Raw genomic sequence first — 21,125 nt, forward strand, 5'->3', positions numbered from 1 at the left:
ATAGTTTCCTCCTTACCAACTTGCTTTCTTAACACCGGGGATCTGTCCTTTGTATGCCAGTTCGCGGAAGCAGATACGGCAGATTCCATATTTTCTCAAATAAGCGTGCGGACGTCCGCAGATTCTGCAGCGGCTGTACTCTCTTGTGGAGAATTTTGCTTTGCGCTGCTGTTTGATTTTCATTGATGTCTTTGCCATGAATTTCCCTCCTTACTTTGCAAACGGCATATTGAACTGTGTCAATAATTCACGTGCTTCCTCGTCAGTCTTGGCTGTTGTAACGAAGATTACATCCATACCTCTGACTTTGTCGATCTTGTCGTACTCGATCTCAGGGAAAATCAGCTGCTCCTTGATTCCAAGTGCATAGTTTCCTCTTCCGTCAAATGCGTTCGGGTTTACACCTCTGAAGTCACGCACGCGGGGAAGTGCAAGGTTGATCAGACGATCAACGAACTCGTACATTCTCTCGCCTCTTAACGTAACTTTGCATCCGATCGGCATACCCTCTCTGATTTTGAAGTTAGCCACGGAGTTCTTTGCTCTTGTGACAACCGCTTTCTGTCCTGCGATTTTCTCCATGTCAGAGATTGCAGACTCTAAAACTTTTGCGTTGTCTTTTGCCTCGCCCACACCCATGTTGATTACAACTTTGTCGAGCTTCGGCACTTCCATAATATTCTTATATCCGAATTTCTTGATCATTGCGTCAACGATCTCATTCTGGTACTGTTCTTTCAGTCTACTCAAAGTCCTGGACCTCCTTCCTCGAATTAATCAATCACTTCGCCAGTTTTCTTCGCGAAACGTACTTTTTTGTCGCCATCCATCTTGAAGCCTACTCTCGTTGTCTCGCCCTTGTGTACATACATTACGTTTGACACATCGATGTAGCCTTCCTGATGCACGATGCCGCCGTTCTGGTTCGCTGCGCTCGGCTTTGTGTGCTTTGTCAGCATATTGACGCCTTCAACCAGGACTTTACCGTCTTTTTTGTTTACAGCGATAACTTTGCCTTCTTTGTCTTTATCTTTTCCGGCGATGACCTTGACAGTGTCGCCCTTTTTAATCTTCATAGTTGACATCTTTACGCACCTCCCTACAGTACTTCCGGAGCCAGAGAAACGATCTTCATGAAGTGTTTCTCACGAAGCTCGCGGGCTACTGGCCCAAAAATACGTGTTCCACGCGGGTTTAAATCATCTCTTATAATAACGGCAGCATTTTCATCGAATCTGATGTAGGAACCGTCTTTACGACGTGCGCCTTTCACAGAACGAACAACTACAGCCTTAACGACATCTCCTTTTTTCACAACGCCGCCTGGTGTTGCATCTTTAACAGTCGCAACGATCACGTCACCGATGCTCGCATATCTTCTTGTAGAACCGCCAAGTACACGGATGCACAGCAGCTCTTTCGCACCTGTGTTGTCTGCTACCTTCAGTCTGCTTTCTTGCTGTATCATGCAGGTAAACCTCCTTCAAATTATTTCGCTTTCTCCATGATTTCCACAAGTCTCCATCTCTTGTCCTTGGACAGCGGCCTTGTTTCCATTACTTTTACTGTATCTCCGATCTTACACTCATTGTTCTCATCGTGAGCTTTCAGTTTGTAAGTTCTTTTTACAATCTTCTTATAAAGCGGGTGTTTTACATGGTCTTCAACTGCAACAACGATTGTTTTGTCCATCTTGTCGCTGACAACCTTGCCCGTACGGGTTTTTCTAAGATTTCTCTCTTCCACTTTCTTTCTCCTTTCAATCATTTTCACAGGGAAGTTAAGGCTTATCGGCCTGCCTCTGTAATCAGAGTCTGAATGCGTGCGATATTCTTTCTGACTTCCTTGATTCTGCTTGTGTTGTCCAACTGATTTGTGGCATTCTGGAATCTCAAGTTGAAGAGTTCCTTCTTAGCAGCTACTAATTCCTGATTTAATTCCTCTACGGATTTTCCTCTTAATTCTTTTACAAATGTATTAGTTTTCACTGTTATCACCGCCTTCTAAGTCTGCGCGAGAAACAATTTTGCATTTGCAAGGTAACTTATGCATTGCAAGTCGAAGTGCCTCTCTAGCTGTTTCCTCTGGTACTCCTGCAATTTCAAACATTACACGGCCCGGTTTCACTACTGCTGCCCAGTACTCTACTGTACCTTTTCCGCTACCCATACGAGTCTCGGCAGGCTTAGCTGTGATCGGCTTATCCGGGAAAATCTTGATCCAGACTTTACCGCCACGTTTGATGTAACGTGTCATGGCAACACGGGCTGCCTCGATCTGATTGGAACGGATCCAGCACGGCTCCGTTGCAACGATACCGTACTCACCATATGAGATCGTGTTACCTCTGAGAGCTTTTCCCTTCATGGTACCACGGAACTGTTTACGACGTTTCACTCTTTTTGGCATTAACATTATTTATCGCTCCCTTCCTTATCTGCTTTCGTCGGAAGAATCTCGCCTTTGTAAATCCAAACCTTTACACCGACTTTTCCGTAAGTTGTGTCAGCTTCTGCGAATCCATAATCAATGTCTGCTCTGAGTGTCTGCAGCGGAATCGTACCCTCGCTGTAGAACTCTGTACGAGCCATATCAGCGCCGCCGAGACGTCCGGATACGGAAGTCTTAACTCCGAGCGCTCCAGCCTTCATCGTTCTCGACATGCAGGATTTCATGGCACGTCTGAAGGAGATACGGTTCTCAAGCTGCTGAGCGATGTTCTCAGCCACAAGCTGTGCATCTCTGTCCGGTCTCTTGATCTCCTTGACATCGACAATCAGCTTCTTGCTGCTGAACTGCTCGAGCTCTTTTTTCACTTTCTCGATCTCTGAGCCGCCCTTGCCGATAACGACACCCGGCTTAGCTGTATATACAGTGATCTTAACGCGGTCGGAAGCTCTCTCAATCTCGATTCTGGAGATTCCGGCGCTGTATAATCTCTTCTTCAAAAATGTTCTGATCTTGTGATCTTCAACAAGGTTGTCGGCAAAATCTTTCTCTGCGTACCATTTGGAATCCCAGTCTTTGATTACACCGACTCTCAAGCCATGAGGATTTACTTTCTGTCCCATAATGCCCTCCTATCTTTCATTCAGCACAATTGTGATGTGGCTCATTCTCTTCTCGATCCTGTAAGCCCTGCCCTGTGCTCTCGGTCTGATTCTCTTCATTGTCGGTCCTTTGTTTGCGTAGCATTCCTCAATGTAAAGGTTTTCTGCGCTCATACCGTTGTTGTTCTCAGCGTTTGCGATTGCTGATTTCAGCAGTTTCTCTATTACTGTAGAAGCATATCTCGGGTTGTAAGCTAAAATACCGAGTGCTGTTGTTACATCCTTACCTCTGATGGCATCCAGAACGTAGCAGGCCTTCTGAACAGATACCCTTGCGTAGGAGATCTTTGCTGAAGGTCTTGTATCTCTCTGCTCGTTTCTCTCTCTCTTGATCTGGGATCTATGTCCTTTTGCCATGGATGAACCCTCCTTTCAAATATACAATCTTATCTGACTTTCGACTTCTTCTCGTCTTTGCCGTGTCCTCTGTAAGTTCTTGTCGCAACGAACTCACCGAGTTTGTGTCCTACCATGTCCTCTGTAACGTATACCGGCACATGTCTTCTTCCGTCATGTACGGCAAATGTGTGCCCTACGAATGACGGGAAGATTGTAGAACGGCGTGACCATGTCTTTATAACTGATTTCTCACCAGATGCATTCATAGCGTCTACTTTTTTCAGTAAGTGTTCGTCTGCAAATGGTCCTTTTTTAAGTGAGCGAGCCATAGGTTCTAACCTCCTTGTGAATCTAATTATTTAATCGCTTTACCATCTCTTCTTCTTACGATCAGCTTGTTGGAAGCTTTTTTCTTCTTGCGGGTCTTAAGACCAAGTGCCGGTTTACCCCACGGTGTACACGGACCCGGGCGGCCGATACCTGTCTTACCTTCACCACCACCGTGCGGATGGTCGTTCGGGTTCATAACAGAACCGCGTACTGTCGGGCGGATACCCATATGACGCTTACGTCCAGCCTTACCGATGTTGATCAGGTTGTGCTCCCCGTTTCCTACCACACCAACAGATGCGCGGCAGATGATCGGAACCATTCTCATCTCACCTGACGGAAGTCTTAAAGTTGCATATTTGCCTTCTTTAGCCATGAGCTGTGCGCTGTTTCCAGCGGAACGAACAAGCTGTCCGCCTTTTCCAGGATAAAGCTCAATGTTGTGTACCTGAGTACCAACCGGAATCTCGGAAAGCGGCAGGCAGTTTCCTACTCTTACCTCTGCTTCCGGTCCGTTCATAACGGTCATACCGTCTGTCAGTCCTTCAGGAGCAAGAATATAAGCTTTCTCGCCATCTGCATAGCAGATCAGGGCGATGTTTGCGCTTCTGTTCGGATCGTATTCGATTCCGATTACAGTTGCCGGAATTCCGTCTTTCTTTCTCTTGAAGTCTACGATTCTATATTTTTTCTTAGCACCGCCGCCGCGATGTCTTACAGTGATTTTACCCTGTGCGTTGCGGCCTGCTTTTCTTTTCTTGGAATCCAGGAGGGATTTCTCAGGAGTTGTCTTTGTGATCTCAGAGAAATCAGAACCTGTCATCTGTCTTCTGGAAGGTGTATATGGGTTATAAGTTTTGATTCCCATTACTTTCTCTCCTTTCGTTAGCTCTAATTATTCGTTTCACGGATTTGCACCGTATATCCGGGATAAACAGAGTGAGGATGATTTCAGATAAGACTGCCATGCTTGCATGAGCAGGATTATATGAAATTATCTGAGCGTGTAACGCGACCGAGAGGCTTTTGCCTCGAGGGTGCTCTGTTTATCGGTTGCTGTTTATCAAAGGATTTACAGTTCGCTGCGCTAGGCTCGAAAAGACCTCGCCAAGCTCCGCGAACGGGCCCCGACTAAAACTCGACCTGCGTCTTCGACTGGCTCTCGTTAAGTCTACAGGCCCTCAAAGATCTCGATATCCTTGCTGTCCTCTGTAAGCTGTACGATCGCTTTCTTTGTCTTAGCTGTCTTGCCGTATGTCATACCGCGTCTTCTGTTCTTTCCGTCAAGGTTCATTGTGTTCACACTCTTCACCTTTGTTCCCTCGAACATCTTCTCAACAGCCTCTTTGATCTGATTCTTTGTAGCCTCTGTGTGTACAAGGAATGTATATTTCTTGTCAGCCATCAGATCCATGCTCTTCTCTGTGATAACCGGTTTAAGGATTACATCATAATACTGAACGTTTGCCATTATGCGTACACCTCCTCGATTGCAGCAACAGCAGCTTTTGTTGTGATCACTGTGTTGTATTTCAGGATGTCATACACGTTGATTGTGTTTGTACGTGCTGTCTTGACATCCGGGATGTTTCTTGCGGAGATCTCTACGTTTGTGTTTCCGTCTTCCAGAACCACGAGCGCTTTGTTCACGTTCAGGTTGTTCAGAACGTTCACGAAGTTCTTTGTCTTGATCTCGTCAAATTTCAGCTCATCGATTACGATGAATTTGTTCTCTTCCACTCTGGAAGTAAGCGCGGACTTGAGAGCTGCTCTCTTCTCTTTTCTGTTCATCTTGAAAGAGTAGTCTCTCGGAACCGGAGCGAATACAACGCCGCCGCCTGTCCACTGCGGAGCTCTTGTTGAACCCTGTCTTGCGTGACCTGTTCCTTTCTGTCTCCACGGTTTTCTTCCGCCGCCGGAAACTTCAGAACGTGTCTTGGCTTTCTGTGTTCCCTGACGATTGTTTGCAAGCTGATTTACGACTGCCATGTGTACAAGGTGCTCGTTTACCTCAACACCGAATACAGCATCATTCAGTTCGATGGTATCAACTTCTTTACCTTCGATATTGTAAACAGATACTTTTGCCATCTGTGTGTTCCTCCTTTCTTACTGTCAGCCTAGTTGCTCTTCTTAACGGATTCTTTGATCGTTACAAGGCACTTCTTCGGTCCCGGTACAGAACCTTTTACAAGGAGAAGGTTGTTCTCAGCGTCAACTCTTACTACTTCAAGATTCTGAACTGTGATCTTCTTGTTTCCCATCTGTCCAGGCATTTTCTTGCCCTTGAATACCTTGCTCGGATCAGATGCAGCACCGTTGGAACCGGCATGACGATGGAACTTGGAACCATGTGTCATAGGTCCTCTGCTCTGTCCGTGACGCTTGATTGCGCCCTGGAAACCTTTACCTTTGGAGATTGCTGTCGCATCGATGTGGTCGCCCTCAGCGAAGATGTCAGCCTTGATCTCCTGAGCCAGTGTATATTCCTCAGCATTGTCGAATCTGAACTCTTTTACATATCTCTTTCCGGATACGCCTGCTTTGTCGAAGTGGCCTTTCTCAGCCTTTGTCACACCGTTTCTGTGTGCAACTGCTTTCTTTCCGCTGCCGTCTTTTGTGACAATCTTCTCTTTCTTGTCAACAAAACCAACCTGTACAGCACTGTAGCCGTCGTTCTCAACTGTCTTAACCTGTGTTACAACACAGGGACCAGCCTGCAGAACAGTTACCGGAATCAGTACTCCGTCTTCGTTGTTGAAGATCTGAGTCATTCCAACTTTTGTAGCCAAAATAGCTTTCTTCATTATAAATACCTCCTGTGATTTACAGCGGAACGCTTTCGCGCTCATCCTAAATGTTAGGACGTTACTGTTTTAATGTAGCTGTCCGTCTTATTTGGACTTCATTTTGATATCAATGTACACACCTGCCGGCATTTCCAGTCTGGAAAGAGCATCTACCGTCTTCTGTGTCGGTGTGATGATATCGATCAGTCTTTTATGAGTTCTCTGCTCGAACTGCTCTCTGGAGTCTTTGTCCTTGTGTACCGCTCTTAAAATTGTCACAACCTCTTTCTTTGTCGGCAGCGGCACCGGTCCGCTCACCTGTGACCCATTCTTCTTAACAGTTTCGATGATTTTCTTAGCGGATGCATCAACGAGCTGATGATCATACGCCTTCAGTGTGATTCTCATTACTTGACTTGCCATAAAAAAAGTCGCCTCCTTTTCGTACTTGTAACCCAGTACGACAAGCGGTGACTGTACACTCCCCCGTGTGTGTCGTGAGAAACATACACGGCGCTCTCGCTTTTTGCAACCTCGTGTCCGGACTTTTCGCCCTTTCACAAAGCGAGATACTGTTGTGATTCGTACAGTGACTTGTCGCCAGTTTCCTAACTTGACATTCGCTCCACGGAAAACCTGCCTGATGCTTATGTTTTTGCTTTCGGCAGCAACCTCACGCTTCATCGCTATCATGTCACAGCTTTTTCAGTATATCGGATCAGGGAATTTATTTCAAGAGGTTTTTGAGAAATATTGTATTTTTTTTCGTACAATCCGGTTATTTCATTAAAAACGGATTATCGGCAGATAATGGCGTTTCTGCACACACATTAAAACAGCCGGTACAACGAACCAAAGCATGCCGCTAAACTTCGTTGCATCGACTGTTTTTAATTATATTAGCATGCAGACTATTTTTTCAGTCAGTTCTATCTCCTAAAATTAAATGTATCCGGATCCGGGCCCACGCGCAGATTTTCATTTAAAGAGCTGATCTGCTCCATCTCCTCGTCTGTCAGGCTGAAGACAAACACATCAGCATTGCTTCGCATCTGCTCCGGCTTCACCGATTTTACGACAAGGAGAATCTCCTGCTGGATATCCCATCGAAGAACAACCTGGCTGCAGACTTCTGATGCCTGGCGGCGATCTCCTCTATAAGGGGGTGTTTCAATATCTGCCCCTGCATCAGCGGTGACCACGCCTGAACCGCTATTCCATGACCGGCGCAGAACTTTCTCAGAGGCTCCTGCGTCAGTTTCGGATGAATCTCGATCTGGTTGATCACCGGAACCACATCAGAAACCGCGAGCAGCTTTTCAAGGTGATACTGCTGAAAATTGCTCACACTGACAGTGTGTATCTTTCCGTCTTTATACAAGTCTGTCAGGGCCTTCCACGACTCCTCAAAGGCATCCTTCCCCGGTCAGTGAATCAGGTAAAGATCCAGATAGTCCAGTCCCAGCTTCTTGAGGCTGTCTTCGTATGCCTTAATCGTCTCGTCATAGTTCAGATAGTCATTCCACACCTTTGACGTGACAAAGATGTCTTCTCTTTTAAGTCCTGCTGCCTCCATTCCTTCTTTGATTCCGCTTCCGGTGTCTTCCTCGTTCCCGTATATCTGAGCGGTATCAATCAGACGGTATCCGTTGATGATAGCCTGTTTCACCGCCTCTTTTGTCTCCTCTGCCGATACCTTGAACACTCCGAAGCCGAGTCCCGGTATTTCTGTTCCGTTATTAAGTTTTACTCTTTCGTCTAATTTCTGAATCATTTTTCTTTTACTCCTTACCACCACTTAATCTGTTCTGTAATATATTCCCTCAGTTCTATAAATTTCTTCGACGCCACATCTCTCGGATGGGGAAGGTCGATCTTCACTTCTTCCTTGACCGTCGTCGGCTTCTGCGAGAGAATCAGACAGCGGTCTGCCAGATAAACTGCTTCTTCTATATTATGTGTGATAAAGATGACCGTACTCTTTGTCGCAGTCTGAAGCTTGATCACCTCATCTTCCAGATAATATCTCAGCTTCAGATCCATCTGCCCGTAGGGCTCATCCATCAGAAGAAGATCCGGCTTCATCGCGAAGCTTCTTCCGATCACAATCCTCTGCTCCATGCTGGCGGACAGTTCATGGGGATACCGGTCCCGGTACTCTTTCAGCCCGAGCATGTCCAGTATATATTCTGTCACATTGTCCGTCTCATGTTTCGGCCGCTTCTTCGTCTCCTGCCCGAACCGGATATTCTGCTCCACAGTAAGCCACGGGAACGCGGACTGCTCCTGAAACACAAAAGACAGGTTATGCTTCTTCGGGTCCGCCTCCTCCCCGTCTATGAAAATATTTCCGGAAGTCGGTTCCAGAAGCTTGACAAGCAGATTCAGAAAAGTCGTCTTGCCGCACCCTGTCGGTCCTACAATGCAGACGAACTCCCCCTTCTTTATGTCAAACGAGATATCGTCGAGGACAAGCAGGTCGCCGAACTTTTTCGTCAGGTTTCTCACACGCACTTTCGCCTTCGTATCCATACGCTCTCCCTCCTACAGCACAAGCTCAAAATCTCCAGCAATCCGGTTTCTGAGTTCCAGAAAATCCGGATGCGTATATTTTCTCGGCCGCTCCATGTCCGGAACGTACTCCTTCGCGATCGTGGAAGGAGAGCCGCCGAGCAGGAGGATACGGTCTCCCAGGTAAACCGCTTCTTCTATATTATTAGTGACAAAGATTACCGTCCGCTTCGCCTCTTCCCATATTTTGAGAAGCTCTTCCTCCATCTGGTATCTCGTCTGCGCGTCCAGGGCGCCGAAAGGTTCATCCATCACCATGATATCGGACTCCCCGGCGAAAGCCCTGGCGATCGCCACACGCTGTTTCATTCCGCCCGAAATCTGATTCGGGTAGTGATTCTCAAAACCGGACAGTCCGACGAGCTTCAGATACTTTTCCGCCTTTTCCTTCCGCTCCTGCTTTCCCATTCCCCGGAACTTCTGATTCATCTCCACATTCTCCATCACCGTCTTCCAGGGGAAAAGGGCGTACTTCTGAAACACAATCCCGATATCCTTCGTGCTCCTGCTGCCGTCCGAGAACTCTACTTTCCCCTCATAGTCCGTGTCAAGCCCCGTGATAATGTCGAGGAGAACAGACTTTCCGGACTTACCCGCACCGAGAAGAACAAGGAACTCATTTTCTTTTACTTCTATATTAATGTCATCCAGTACCTGATGCCGGACCTGCTTTTTGTCCTCAAATGATTTCGACACGTGACTGATGCTTATCTTTGTTCTGTTCTCCATGGACACAGTTTCACCTCCGCTCTGTTCAATAATGCTGTGATAAGAGCGCTGACGACTCCGATCACTACCATGCCCGAAAGGATCAGGGCGGAATCACCGCTGTCCATTCCTCGGACGATCAAAAAGCCGACGCCCTGTCTCGCGACAACCATCTCCGCCGCAAGCACACACATCCATCCCGTTGACAGAGACGTCTTCATTCCAGCTACGATGGACGGCAGGCTGGCAGGAAGCACCACCTCGAACATCGTCGCCCTGTCACCGGCGCCGACCGACTTTGCCGCTTTAAACAGCATCGGGTCAACCTGACGGATTCCGGAATACGTGTTCAGCACAATCGGAACAACCGCTCCGATAAACACAATGATTACTTTCGACGTCTCTCCGATCCCGCACCAGAGAATGATAAGCGGGATCCACGCAATCGGCGGTATCGGCCGGATAATCTCAAACACCGGCCACGCAATATCGTGGAACGTCGGATACCATCCCATCAGAATACCGAGAACAATACCGAACACGCACGCCGCGGCAAACGCGGAGAGAACCCTTCCAAGGCTCACCAGTATGTGGACCGGAAGCGTCGCGTTGGAAATCGGATTCACAGTGATATCCGCTATCTTCTTTATCACCGCCGCCGGCGTCGGCATGATATCCGGCTTCTGCACACAGAGCACTCCCCACAGCACGACCAGAATCCCGATCGACAGAACCGGCAGTATATAATAGATCATTTTCTTTCCTTTTTCTGCCATATCTATTTCCTCCACGGCGCTATATGTCTTTCAATCCGGCCGAGCACAAAGGACAGAAGCGCTCCCGTGCATCCGATCACGAGCATACCGACCACAATGATATCCGGACGTATAATCGTTCTTCCCATCTGTATCATATATCCGAGTCCGTTTGTCGAAGCGAGCATCTCCGCCGCAACGAGAGTGGACCAGGATGCTCCCAGCGACAGGCGGATTCCCGTAAATACCATCGGAATGGCAGACGGGATACAGATTTTTGTAAAGATCCGGAAATGTCCCGCGCCCATCGTCTTCGCTACATTGATGTAAACCGGATTCGTCAGCTTCACCCCCGTATAGGAGTTGATCACGCAGGGGACAAAAGCCGCCACGAACACGATAAACACTTTCGCCGGCATCCCAATTCCGAGGAACAGGATTACAATAGGAATCCACGCAATCGGCGGAATCGGCCGGATCACTTCAAACATCGGATTGAGCAGCAGCCGCGCCGCCTTGAAGTATCCCATCACAAGCCCCATGGGGATCCCAATCACCATTGCCGTGATAAAACCGATCATCGCCAGCTTAAAACTGCTCAGGAAATGCTCCTGCAGCGTCGCTCCGTCCGGATCGGCCGAGCGCAGTTTGTAAATGAACGTCTCAAGCACCTGCCCGGGCGTGCTCATCGTCCGTTCAGAAATCACCCCCATAGACATGAGGAGCTGCCATACTCCCAGAAATATGCCAACTCCCACACATCCGAGCAGAATTTTTCTTATAAGCTTCTTTTTTCCACTCTTCATTTATTCTTCACCCAAGTCTTTACTGCTCTTCCATCAGCTCTGTAATCAGTGAATTGTCGATAAATCCTTCTGATATCAGCTTCTCTTTATCACTTTCCGATATCCGGCCTTCCTGGACGAAAATATCGACGTATTTCATCACGATCTCGTCCGCCTTCGTCTGTCCGGGTTCTCCCGTGAACAGTTCCGCCTGCTCCGCAAATGTGGGCAGCGGACGTTCTTCCACGATCATCCTTGTCTCCTCGGCGCTGACGGTAAGCCCGTTGTCGATCTCCATTGTTTCAAGCGTTTCCGAGAGTTTGTCCGTATCATCCTTCATCTCTTCACAGTGCTGATAATACTGCTTAAGCCAGGCTTTCACCGTGTCTCTCTTCTCGCTCAGCGCTTTCTCGCTGGCCACAACAACGATCGGGATCTGCTCCCCTGTAGCCACTCCGCTGGCAGCCAGCACCCAGTCCTCATCTACGCCGTACGCAATCGGCGGCCAGCAGGCGAGAACATCACCTTCTCCGGCCTTGAACGCGGTCAGCGCCTGGGACGGATCCATATGAACGATTTCCACATCACTCTCGGAAAGCCCGAGTTTCTCCAGCACAACCGCCAGCATCAGATGAGAGCTTGTCGCGGTCGGACAGAGAATCTGTTTCCCCCTCCACGTATCGGCATCCCCGTAAATATCCGGGCATCCTTCCACTGCGCCCTGCACGGTCAGGATATCACTGTCCGGTCTCACATAAAACCGGGGAGATACTGTATCATCCACGGAGAATCCGATAATCTTAAGTCCGTAGGACACTCCGCCGAATATGGCCGGCGGCAGTCCGGTGACTCCGACTTCCCATTCATCCGCTCCCAGCGCCTCATTCTGTGTATTGCCGGAAACAAACATCAGCGACTCTGTAGAAAAGCCTTCATACAGACCTTCTTCCTCCGCGATATAGATCGGAATGCCCTGTGTATACGGCTGATTTCCGATAACAAGAGAATTTTCCGCGCTTCCCGACCCGCCGCACGCAGTCAGAATCAACATTGAAAGACAGGTCAGCGCACATATCAGTCGTTTTTTCATCTCTTCCCTCCTGTACGTGAATTATACTCATCAGCCCCGGCTCCCGCCTGACGGGCTGATCCGCTCCGGATTATTCGCTCTTTACGATTTGCTCTTTACGGCTTCTCTTGCCGCCTCGGCAATATCTTCTGCCGTAAGCTTAAACAGTTTCTTCAGATAATCAAGCGGTCCAACTTCGCTGAATCTGTCGTGAACACCGATCGCCTTTAACGGAACCGGATACTTCTCCGTCACCACATCGGAAACAGCTGAGTGGAGTCCTCCGAGAATATTGTGGTTCTCACAGGTTACGCCGCATCCCGTCTTCTTCAGGGAAGCAAGAACCGTCTCCTCATCAATCGGTTTGATCGTATGTACGTTGACCAGCTCTGCACTGATGCCCTCTTCTTTCAGAATCTCGACAGCTCTCAGCGCTTCTGCAACCATGATGCCTGTTGCCATGAGGGTAACATCTGTGCCCTCCCGGATCACATCTGCCTTAAAGAGATCGAATTTGTAATCATCATCAAAAATGTCCTCTGCTTCTTTACGGATTACGCGGACATATACCGCTCCGTCATACGCTGCGATCTGCGGGATCGCCTGTCTTAACTGACGCTCATCCACAGCCTCAAAGATCACAAGGTTTGCAATGCTTCGCAGCGCTCCGATATCATCCAGTGCGGAGTGCGTTGCTCCGAGGATCGTCGCCGAGATTCCGGGGTCAGATCCCACGATCTTGACATTCAGCTTCGGGTGGCAGATGGAGATGGCGATCTGGTCCAGCATCCTTCTTCCTGAGAAGGAAGAAAAGGTATAGATAAACGGTACCATTCCGTAAGCTGACATCCCGCCCGCCACGGACGCCATGTTGCCTTCACACACGCCGATGTTGAACGCTCTGTCCGGATATTTGTCCTGAATCCAGAAATTGTCGTGCGCACCGGCCATATCCGCGCTGATCACACAGATTTTATCATTGGTCTGCATCAGTTTTTCTACTTCCTGTGAAAAGATTTTCCGCATTTCCATAATCGTTCTCCTCCTCAACCCAGCTCTGCCAGCGCCTGTGCTTCCATTTCCTTTGTAATCGGAATATGGTGGTTCTTCGGTGCCATTGATTCAAACATCGGGATTCCTTTTCCTTTTACCGTATTGAGCAGAATTACGCTCGGCACGCCTTTTGTCTCTTTCGCTCTCTCAATCGCCTCATAGATCTGCTCCACATCGTGGCCGTCAATCTCCTGGGCGAAAAATCCGAAGGATTCCCATCTGTCTTTCATATGATTCATGCTTACGATTTCATCAACCCAGCCGTCACACTGTGCTTTGTTCACATCCACAAAGGTGATCAGGTTGTCAAGGCAGAACTGGCTCGCCGTCATGGCCGCCTCCCAGATCTGACCTTCCTGACACTCTCCGTCTCCGACAATCGCGTAAATGTATGCGTTGTCTCCCACGATCTTTGACGCCTTTGCCATGCCTGCCGCACAGGAAAGTCCCTGTCCGAGTGATCCTGTCGACATGTCGATACCGGGAGTTTTCAGCATATCCACATGGCTCGGAAGAATCGTTCCCGGCTTGTTCAGCGTGTAGAGCTCTTCGATCGGGTAGAAGCCTTTCTGCGCCAGTACGGTATATAACCCCGGACCGCAGTGTCCCTTTGACAGGACCAGTCTGTCGCGTCCTTCCATGTACGGGTTTTTCGGATCTACATTCATACATTTATTATAGAGAACTGCCAGCAGCTCTACCATGGAGAGTGCTCCGCCGATATGTCCCAGGCCGAGTGAAGCGATCTGCTTCACTGTGAGCCGCCGGGTTTCCTTACAGAATTCCTGCAATTCCAAAACTTCTTCTCGTTTCATATATAACCTCCTGCATTTTTTCGTATTTCGCTGTCCTTATTTTACTTTCCTGCCTGAACCTGCGCCTTCGCGTTCTGCTCCTTAATGATTCCATACGCACTCACGAGGATGATCACACATCCGATAAGAGCTGTTGTTGTCGGTACTGTACCGTAGATGAAGATCGTCAGCACCATTGTGATGATCGGAATCAGAAGAAGAATTACCTTTACCACCCAGGCCGGCAGCTCTGCCAGCGCCTTGTAGTACGAAAGGAAGAGGCAGTACTGCATAAGTCCGGATACTACAAGCGAAATCAGGATTCCCGTGCTTCCGAATGCGATCGGAATATCGTCCATAGCGCCTGTTGCGATAAATGTGGTGATGAACAGTGTCATCGTGATCAGACTGTTGTAGTATGCGACCGTCATCTGACTGATCGGCACTTTTTTCTGTTTCAGTATTCCGGAGATGTTGAATGTATTCCATGTCAGGAGAACCGCACTTATGATGAAGAAGATGTCTCCTGCGTTAAATGTCATCTTTGTGAAGTCAGTTCCGATTACCATGAGCACGCCGATGAACATTGTAAGTGAGAATACCCAGTCTTTTTTCGTCAGTCTCTCTTTGTAAATCAGCCATGATGCGAAGTTAACCATCAGCACGTCTGTTTTGAGAAGGAAAGCTCCGGTCTGCTCATTTCCGAACTTGAATCCGAAAAAGTTTGTAAAGTTGACCGAGAATCCTATAATACCGATGAGCAGCAGTTTTGGCAGCAGCTCTTTTACTGTAAACAGATCTTTGAATTTTCCCTGTGTCAGCAGTGTAATTGTCAGCAGCGCGATTGTAATGACAAAAGTAAATACTCCGGTTGTAACTGTATGCGTCTCGGTATCACATACCGACGCGATTTCTTCGCAAGAGACCGCATGAACCAGATTCTCACGAAACTCGTCGATGCCGTCGAGGAGACAAGTTACTTTGCCGTACGCATCGCCGACCAGTATTTCTTTCTGGACGCGATCGCCAGCGACCGCAACATAAAGGCGGATCCGAAGATCGGATGCTTCTACCGCATCGAAGATCCTTCGGCGATCTCAAAAGTATTCGCCAATTATTCCCGTGTCTCGGTAAACACCGTCAGATACGAGGTTGACTTTGGCCAGGAGGAAGTGGGGATGAACAGCATGGCGATTCCCTTCAAGAAAAACGGAAACCTGCTCGGCGCTATTGCGGTCAGCGGACCGTCGACGCGTTTCACTTCGAGGAAAATGGAGCGGGCCTACGAGGAATATTTAAAGATACTGGAAGAATTCGGGATGCAGGACTGCATCTGAGAAGAGATAAGCCCGGATTTACGGGCGCTGCATGTACAAATGTCGCCTGTACAAGGGCTGCCTGTACAAGCCTGCAGAAGGGCTGTCTGTGCAAAAAACCAGGGATCTTATGGAAGACGCAAGTCCTCCCGGATCCCTGGTTTTCGTGCTGTCTACAGTACTTTTTTTCGCGGCATTTTGGCCGCAGTATTATGTCCGCAGTATTTATTTCAGAAGTTCGTATATCTCCGGGAACACCTGCACGCTTCGCTTCAGTATCCCTTTCACATACGCGATCAGGATCCCGTAATTTGTCATCGGCACATTCTGATCCGCCGCACAGCTTAGGCGGTATTTCATTTCCCTTTCATTCAGCATGCATCCGCCGCAGTGGATAATCAGTCTGTACAGCGTCAGATCATCCGGAAACTCCGTTCCGGACGTCGTCTCAATCTTTATGTCTTTCCCCGTATATTCCCGGATCCAGCGCGGGATCTTCACTGTCCCGATATCGTCGCACTGTCTGTGGTGCGTACACCCTTCGCTGATCAGCACGGTATCCCCGTCCTGCAGAGTGTCAAGAGCCGTCACTCCGGCGACAGCCTGCGCAAGGTTTCCCTTGTACCGCGCGAAAAGAATCGAAAACGAAGTGAGAAGAACGTTCTCCGGCGTATCTTTTGAGACCTGGCCGAACGCCTGACTGTCCGTGATCACAATTTTCGGTCTCTCTTTCAGACGGTTCAGAGCATCTTTCAGCTCGGTTTCCCTTGTGACAACCGAAACTGCTCCCGCTTCCAGAATATCTCTTATCGTCTGCTGCTGCGGCAGGATCAGTCTCCCCTTCGGCGCCGCAGAGTCAATCGGTACGACAAGCACTGCTACATTCCCGGGAGAGAGAAGATCCCGGACGAGATATTTTTCAGGTTCCTCCGTATTGACTGCTGCTGCGATCTTTTCCTTCAGGTCAACGATCCCTTCCCCCGTTTCCGCGCTCACCGCAAGAATCCTGTCAGCCTCCGTTCCGAGAGACGCACGGATTTCCGCTTCTTTCTCCTGGGGCATCAGATCACTTTTGTTGATAACGATAAGATAGGGAATCTCTTTCTTCCGGATGCGCTCGATCAGCAGAAGATCTTCCGGACTCGCTCCCGCAGTTCCGTCGATCACAAGCACTGCTGCGTCCGTCTTGTTCAAAACCTGATAGCTCTTCCTGACACGGAGCGCTCCCAGATCACCCTCATCGTCTATCCCCGGCGTATCCATCATAACAACAGGTCCCAGCGGGAGCAGCTCCATGGACTTGTATACCGGGTCCGTGGTGGTTCCTTTCACATCGGACACAACCGCCAGATCCTGACCTGTAACCGCATTCATAACGCTTGATTTTCCCGCGTTTCTCCTTCCGAAAAAGCCGATATGCACCCGTTCCGACATCGGAGTCTGATTCATACTCATACTGGTTCCTCCTTCTTTTCTCCGTTTTCGTGTTCCTCCAGTTAATCATGGGACTTCTGAATGCCGCCTGTACAATCACCGAAAGTGCCCGAAGGCACATTCCGGGATTGTAAGCGGTCGCCAAGGTCCCGGGCAAGCCCGGACTTTGGCTCGTCGCCTGTACAAAAACGGGACGCCGCCTGCAAAAGCGGATGCGCCCCGTCGCTGCATCTTTCCCATTCGGTTTTATTTTACCACAATTCTGCGGAAATTTTTCTTTCCTTTTTTGAGGATAATGCCCTCTCCCGCAAACGCGTCTTTCGCATAGGAAAACGTGATATCGCCGACTTTTTCTCCGTCAACGGCCACTCCGCCCTGCTGCACGGCGCGTCTCGCCTCAGACTTGGACGGCACAAGGCCGCTCTTTACGAGCATTGTGAGAATGTCAATCTGTCCGTCTGTGAAATCAGCGTCCTCCAGTTCCGCCGTCGGCATCTCAGCTGCATTTCCTTTGCTGAAAAGCGCTCTCGCACTCTCCTGCGCCTTCTTTGCCTCTTCTTCCCCGTGAACGAGTTTCGTCAGCTCATATGCAAGGATCTCTTTCGCCGTGTTAAGCTGCGCACCCTCCCAGGAATCCATCTTGTCGATCTCTTCAAGCGGCAGGAAGGTCAGCATACGGATGCACTTCAGGACATCCGCGTCCGCCACATTTCTCCAGTACTGATAGAAGTCAAACGGAGACGTTTTCTCCGGATCAAGCCATACGGCACCGGACTGGGTCTTTCCCATCTTCTTTCCCTCGGAGTTCAGAAGCAGAGTGATCGTCATCGCTCCCGCGTCTTTTCCAAGTTTGCGGCGGATCAGCTCTGTTCCGGCAAGCATGTTGCTCCACTGGTCATCGCCGCCGAACTGCAGGTTGCAGCCGTATTTCTGGAACAGTGCGTAGAAATCATACGCCTGCATAATCATGTAATTAAACTCCAGGAAACTTAATCCCCTTTCCATTCTCTGCTTATAGCACTCCGCCGTAAGCATACGGTTTACCGAAAAATGCGGCCCCACTTCGCGCAGAAGTTCAATATAGTTCAGGTCAAGCAGCCAGTCTGCATTATTGACCATAAGCGCTTTTCCGTCAGAAAAATCGATAAATTTGCTCATCTGCTTTTTGAAGCAGTCGCAGTTGTGCTGGATCTGTTCCGGCGTCATCATGCTGCGCATGTCGCTTCTTCCCGAAGGATCTCCGATGTAGCCTGTACCGCCTCCGATCAGGGCGATCGGCTTATTTCCCGCCTCCTGCAGGCGCTTCATCAGGCAGAGTGCCATGAAATGTCCGACATGAAGGCTGTCCGCCGTCGGATCAAATCCAATATAAAACACTGCTTTTCCGCTGTTTACAAGATCTCGGATTCCTTCCTCATCTGTCACCTGGGCAATCAGCCCGCGAGCCTGAAGCTCCTCATAAATTTCCATCATTCTTCTCCTTTTTCTTCAATGTAGAATAAGCGCCGGAAGTTCCAAATGGCACATTCCGGGATTGTAAGCAGCCGCCGAGGTCTCAGGCATGCCCGGACTTATGAGCGCCGCCAGTACAAAAAATCGTCCCTACTGCTCACGCAATAAGGACGATAATTTTACAATATTACCGTGGTACCACCTTAATTCACCAAAACTTTTTCGGTCTCTTTGAAGTGCGGTAACGTGCACCATTCCGCCGCAGCCTACACAGCACACCGCACGCGTTTTCTCTTTTTGAAACCGCGCTCCCATGCGTTCGGTACGGGGCTCCGGGATGTATTCACAGGGATCGGATCACGCGCCTCTCATCAGCCGGCTGCTTTCTGTTTTCCCAGGTCACTGCTACTTGTTCCCTTCCATGCCTTTTCAAACATGATCAATTCATATGGTTGATATTAGCGTATCCTCAGAGGTTTGTCAAGCACTGTCTCATGAAAATCTTCCGGCCTGCCGCTCCGACGGGTCCTCCGTTCTTTTTCACTGCTTTCTTCCGCCGATATACACCGCCTTTACGCTGAGATCCCGGTCCAACAGCACAAAATCTGCGTCCTTTCCCTCCGAAATGCTTCCGCACCGGTCGTAAATCCCGATCTCTTTCGCCGGATTCGCAGATGCGCACGCGACAGCATCCTCCAGAGGAATCCCCATTTTCTGCACTGCAGTCCGCAGGCAGTCCATCAGATTCGTTGCAGAACCTGCGATTGTCCCGTCTGCAAGCGTCGCAAGAGCACCCTTTACATACACATCCTGTCCGCCCAGCGTGTATTTTCCATCTGTCAGGCCTGTCGCTCTCATGCTGTCACTGATCAGAATAATACGTTCTGCCCCGAACATGGCAAATGTCGCGCGGACAACAGACGGATGGATATGGATTCCGTCGCAGATCAGCTCCACATGACAGTTCTCATCATCCCTCGCCGCGCCGATCACACCGGGTTCCCTGTGATTCAGCGGAGGCATGGCGTTATACAGATGTGTCACATGGCTTGCCCCTGCCTCCAGGGCCCTTGCCGCGGTATCATAGTCCGCTACAGTATGAGCAATGGAAACAACCACCCCATCCTTCATTTCCCGGATAAACTCCAGCGCCCCGTCGTTCTCCGGAGCAATGTCCACCAGCCGGATAAGCCCGCCGGATTCTTCCTGAAGTTTTCCAAACAGCGCCGCATCACATTTCCTGATGTGATCCGCCGCCTGAGCCCCTTTCTTTTTTTCACTGATGAACGGGCCCTCCATATTGATTCCCACCAGTTTTGCACCCGATTCTCCCCGGTATCTCCCGGCGGTGCGCATAATGTCATGCAGCTCCTCTTCCGGGAGCGTCATCGTGGCCGGACAGATCGACGTCACTCCGACAGATGCCTCATACTCCGCCATACGCCGGATCGCCTCTTCGTCCGCATCGCAGAAATCATCGCCCATGCATCCGTGGAAATGAATATCCACAAGTCCGGGAATCATAAAGCATCCCCCGCCGTCTACAACCTCATTGTCTCCGGATCTGACCGGTGCAAATTTCCCGCCGCAAACAGCGATCTCTCCGGGAACAAATGTCTTATCCTCCGAAAAAATCTTAACATTTCTGATGATCATCTCTTCCTCTCACCTTCCCGTCTGTGTTCTCTGCTCTGAATCTCCTCTTTCTCTATCCTATGCTGTCCTGCATCGGAATCTTAGACAGTGCCGCCTCATCTGCAACGACAACAACATCATCGTGCATCTGAAGGATCGATGCAGGAACTTCCGGAACCACCGGCCCCAGAAGCGCCTGCGCCATGATATCCGCCTTGTCCTCTCCGCTGGCAATCAGAAGGATCTTCCTCGCTCTCATGATCGTCTTAATTCCCATGGAAATCGCCTGTTTCGGCACATCATCTGCTGTGGCAAAAAACCGCTTGTTGGCCTCGATCGTTCTCTCGGTCAGATTGACACAATGTGTCTCCTTTGCAAAGGATTCTCCCGGCTCGTTAAATCCGATATGGCCGTTGTGCCCGATCCCGAGGAGCTGGATATCAACGCCTCCCATGGACTGAATCAGCGCTTCATACCTCGCGCACTCGGCATCCGGATTCTCCGCCATGCCGTCCGGCACATTTGTATTCTCAGGTCTTATATTCACCCGGTCAAACAGGTGGCTGTGCATAAAATAATAATAGCTCTGATCATCTGTGCGCGTCAGCCCTCTGTATTCGTCCAGATTAACAGTCTTTACTTCCGAGAAATCCAGATCTCCCTTCTCATACCACTCCACAAGCTGATCATATGTGCCGATGGGTGTGGAGCCCGTTGCCAGTCCAAGCACACAGTCCGGCTTCAGGATCACCTGGGCAGAGAGAATGTTTGCCGCCTTTCTGCTCATATCTTTGTAGGTTTTTGTCTTGTAAATTTTCATGTCTTTCCTCCTCTCACAAAGTCCTTTTTCCGCTGAAATCACCGGAAGTGCCTGGCAGCACATTCCGGGATTGTAAGCGGCCGCCAAGGTCTCGGGCAAGCCCGGGCTTATGGGCGCCGCCTGTACAAAAACCAGATTTTCAGGCATTTTGATTCTCTATGCGCA

General features: G+C 49.4%; 29 protein-coding genes and 1 pseudogene. 1 reads left to right on the plus strand and 29 read right to left on the minus strand.

Annotated elements, in window-relative coordinates:
* Positions 1 to 12: 12 nt before the first annotated feature.
* The 25 genes and pseudogenes from LKD70_RS00390 to LKD70_RS00505 all read right to left on the minus strand — a co-directional run bounded on the left by LKD70_RS00390 (position 13) and on the right by LKD70_RS00505 (position 15,310).
* The gene (locus LKD70_RS00390) at positions 13 to 198 is read right to left on the minus strand and encodes a type Z 30S ribosomal protein S14 (RefSeq protein WP_059067910.1); all 186 of its coding nucleotides are present in this window, start codon (positions 196 to 198) and stop codon (positions 13 to 15) included.
* A 12-nt stretch (positions 199 to 210) separates the two neighbouring features.
* Positions 211 to 750: a 50S ribosomal protein L5 gene (gene rplE, locus LKD70_RS00395; RefSeq protein ID WP_227706086.1), complete on the minus strand. Its 540-nt coding sequence runs from the start codon at positions 748 to 750 to the stop codon at positions 211 to 213.
* Between the two features lie 23 nt (positions 751 to 773).
* On the minus strand, positions 774 to 1,085 hold the full coding sequence (rplX, locus tag LKD70_RS00400) for a 50S ribosomal protein L24 (RefSeq protein WP_227706087.1): 312 nt from the start codon (positions 1,083 to 1,085) through the stop codon (positions 774 to 776).
* Positions 1,086 to 1,099: 14 nt separating this feature from the next.
* Complete coding sequence (gene rplN, locus LKD70_RS00405) at positions 1,100 to 1,468, minus strand: 50S ribosomal protein L14 (RefSeq protein ID WP_205151366.1); 369 nt, start codon at positions 1,466 to 1,468, stop codon at positions 1,100 to 1,102.
* Positions 1,469 to 1,488: 20 nt separating this feature from the next.
* A complete protein-coding gene (rpsQ, locus tag LKD70_RS00410; RefSeq protein ID WP_009243086.1) occupies positions 1,489 to 1,746 on the minus strand; it encodes a 30S ribosomal protein S17 in 258 nt (85 codons plus the stop codon).
* 41 nt (positions 1,747 to 1,787) lie between these two features.
* Positions 1,788 to 1,988 carry a 50S ribosomal protein L29 gene (gene rpmC, locus LKD70_RS00415; RefSeq protein WP_072524033.1) on the minus strand — a complete coding sequence of 67 codons (201 nt, stop codon included), beginning with the start codon at positions 1,986 to 1,988 and terminating at the stop codon, positions 1,788 to 1,790.
* Positions 1,978 to 2,415, minus strand: a complete 438-nt coding sequence (gene rplP, locus LKD70_RS00420) for a 50S ribosomal protein L16 (RefSeq protein ID WP_205151368.1) — start codon at positions 2,413 to 2,415, stop codon at positions 1,978 to 1,980. The genes rpmC and rplP overlap by 11 nt, the downstream gene beginning before the upstream one ends.
* Entirely contained in the window at positions 2,415 to 3,071 is a 657-nt protein-coding gene (gene rpsC / locus LKD70_RS00425; RefSeq protein WP_227706088.1) for a 30S ribosomal protein S3, read from the minus strand. Before rpsC ends, rplP begins: the two co-directional genes overlap by 1 nt.
* 9 nt (positions 3,072 to 3,080) lie before the next feature.
* Entirely contained in the window at positions 3,081 to 3,467 is a 387-nt protein-coding gene (gene rplV, locus LKD70_RS00430) for a 50S ribosomal protein L22 (RefSeq protein ID WP_227706089.1), read from the minus strand.
* Between the two features lie 29 nt (positions 3,468 to 3,496).
* Complete coding sequence (rpsS, locus tag LKD70_RS00435) at positions 3,497 to 3,778, minus strand: 30S ribosomal protein S19 (protein ID WP_227706090.1); 282 nt, start codon at positions 3,776 to 3,778, stop codon at positions 3,497 to 3,499.
* 26 nt (positions 3,779 to 3,804) lie between these two features.
* On the minus strand, positions 3,805 to 4,647 hold the full coding sequence (rplB, locus tag LKD70_RS00440) for a 50S ribosomal protein L2 (protein ID WP_227706091.1): 843 nt from the start codon (positions 4,645 to 4,647) through the stop codon (positions 3,805 to 3,807).
* 303 nt (positions 4,648 to 4,950) lie between these two features.
* Positions 4,951 to 5,250 (minus strand): 50S ribosomal protein L23, encoded by a 300-nt coding sequence (rplW, locus tag LKD70_RS00445; protein WP_227706092.1) that lies wholly within the window; start codon positions 5,248 to 5,250, stop codon positions 4,951 to 4,953.
* A complete protein-coding gene (gene rplD, locus LKD70_RS00450) occupies positions 5,250 to 5,870 on the minus strand; it encodes a 50S ribosomal protein L4 (RefSeq protein ID WP_227706093.1) in 621 nt (206 codons plus the stop codon). The genes rplW and rplD overlap by 1 nt, the downstream gene beginning before the upstream one ends.
* Before the next feature lie 29 nt (positions 5,871 to 5,899).
* The gene (gene rplC / locus LKD70_RS00455; RefSeq protein ID WP_227706094.1) at positions 5,900 to 6,586 is read right to left on the minus strand and encodes a 50S ribosomal protein L3; all 687 of its coding nucleotides are present in this window, start codon (positions 6,584 to 6,586) and stop codon (positions 5,900 to 5,902) included.
* A gap of 87 nt (positions 6,587 to 6,673) precedes the next feature.
* Entirely contained in the window at positions 6,674 to 6,991 is a 318-nt protein-coding gene (gene rpsJ, locus LKD70_RS00460; RefSeq protein ID WP_227706095.1) for a 30S ribosomal protein S10, read from the minus strand.
* 506 nt (positions 6,992 to 7,497) lie between these two features.
* Positions 7,498 to 7,635 carry a hypothetical protein gene (locus LKD70_RS18570; protein WP_407690869.1) on the minus strand — a complete coding sequence of 46 codons (138 nt, stop codon included), beginning with the start codon at positions 7,633 to 7,635 and terminating at the stop codon, positions 7,498 to 7,500.
* Positions 7,636 to 7,640: 5 nt separating this feature from the next.
* Positions 7,641 to 8,342: pseudogene (locus LKD70_RS00465) on the minus strand (aldo/keto reductase).
* Positions 8,343 to 8,356: 14 nt separating this feature from the next.
* Positions 8,357 to 9,100 (minus strand): ABC transporter ATP-binding protein, encoded by a 744-nt coding sequence (locus tag LKD70_RS00470; RefSeq protein ID WP_227706096.1) that lies wholly within the window; start codon positions 9,098 to 9,100, stop codon positions 8,357 to 8,359.
* 12 nt (positions 9,101 to 9,112) lie between these two features.
* Complete coding sequence (locus LKD70_RS00475; protein ID WP_227706097.1) at positions 9,113 to 9,868, minus strand: ABC transporter ATP-binding protein; 756 nt, start codon at positions 9,866 to 9,868, stop codon at positions 9,113 to 9,115.
* Positions 9,847 to 10,623, minus strand: a complete 777-nt coding sequence (locus LKD70_RS00480; protein WP_227706098.1) for an ABC transporter permease — start codon at positions 10,621 to 10,623, stop codon at positions 9,847 to 9,849. The genes LKD70_RS00475 and LKD70_RS00480 overlap by 22 nt, the downstream gene beginning before the upstream one ends.
* Before the next feature lie 2 nt (positions 10,624 to 10,625).
* Entirely contained in the window at positions 10,626 to 11,408 is a 783-nt protein-coding gene (locus tag LKD70_RS00485) for an ABC transporter permease (RefSeq protein WP_227706099.1), read from the minus strand.
* Positions 11,409 to 11,427: 19 nt separating this feature from the next.
* Entirely contained in the window at positions 11,428 to 12,477 is a 1,050-nt protein-coding gene (locus tag LKD70_RS00490; RefSeq protein ID WP_227706100.1) for an ABC transporter substrate-binding protein, read from the minus strand.
* Between the two features lie 81 nt (positions 12,478 to 12,558).
* On the minus strand, positions 12,559 to 13,488 hold the full coding sequence (locus tag LKD70_RS00495; RefSeq protein WP_227706101.1) for a transketolase family protein: 930 nt from the start codon (positions 13,486 to 13,488) through the stop codon (positions 12,559 to 12,561).
* A 14-nt stretch (positions 13,489 to 13,502) separates the two neighbouring features.
* The gene (locus tag LKD70_RS00500) at positions 13,503 to 14,324 is read right to left on the minus strand and encodes a transketolase (RefSeq protein ID WP_227706102.1); all 822 of its coding nucleotides are present in this window, start codon (positions 14,322 to 14,324) and stop codon (positions 13,503 to 13,505) included.
* A gap of 41 nt (positions 14,325 to 14,365) precedes the next feature.
* Positions 14,366 to 15,310: a DMT family transporter gene (locus LKD70_RS00505; RefSeq protein ID WP_320442572.1), complete on the minus strand. Its 945-nt coding sequence runs from the start codon at positions 15,308 to 15,310 to the stop codon at positions 14,366 to 14,368.
* Between LKD70_RS00505 and LKD70_RS00510 the strand changes: the two genes are divergently transcribed.
* Complete coding sequence (locus LKD70_RS00510; protein WP_227706103.1) at positions 15,233 to 15,640, plus strand: IclR family transcriptional regulator; 408 nt, start codon at positions 15,233 to 15,235, stop codon at positions 15,638 to 15,640. The genes LKD70_RS00505 and LKD70_RS00510 overlap by 78 nt on opposite strands.
* A gap of 204 nt (positions 15,641 to 15,844) precedes the next feature.
* Here LKD70_RS00510 and hydF read toward each other — a convergent pair whose 3' ends face one another.
* From hydF to nagB, 4 genes are all read right to left on the minus strand, one after another.
* Positions 15,845 to 17,074, minus strand: a complete 1,230-nt coding sequence (gene hydF, locus LKD70_RS00515; protein WP_227706104.1) for a [FeFe] hydrogenase H-cluster maturation GTPase HydF — start codon at positions 17,072 to 17,074, stop codon at positions 15,845 to 15,847.
* Between the two features lie 225 nt (positions 17,075 to 17,299).
* Complete coding sequence (gene tyrS, locus LKD70_RS00520; protein WP_227706105.1) at positions 17,300 to 18,523, minus strand: tyrosine--tRNA ligase; 1,224 nt, start codon at positions 18,521 to 18,523, stop codon at positions 17,300 to 17,302.
* Between the two features lie 522 nt (positions 18,524 to 19,045).
* The gene (gene nagA / locus LKD70_RS00525; RefSeq protein WP_227706106.1) at positions 19,046 to 20,161 is read right to left on the minus strand and encodes an N-acetylglucosamine-6-phosphate deacetylase; all 1,116 of its coding nucleotides are present in this window, start codon (positions 20,159 to 20,161) and stop codon (positions 19,046 to 19,048) included.
* Between the two features lie 52 nt (positions 20,162 to 20,213).
* Positions 20,214 to 20,960: a glucosamine-6-phosphate deaminase gene (gene nagB, locus LKD70_RS00530; RefSeq protein WP_227706107.1), complete on the minus strand. Its 747-nt coding sequence runs from the start codon at positions 20,958 to 20,960 to the stop codon at positions 20,214 to 20,216.
* Between the last annotated feature and the right edge of the window lie 165 nt (positions 20,961 to 21,125).

It is taken from the genome of Ruminococcus turbiniformis, assembly GCF_020687545.1.
Taxonomy (GTDB): domain Bacteria; phylum Bacillota; class Clostridia; order Lachnospirales; family Lachnospiraceae; genus Mediterraneibacter; species Mediterraneibacter turbiniformis.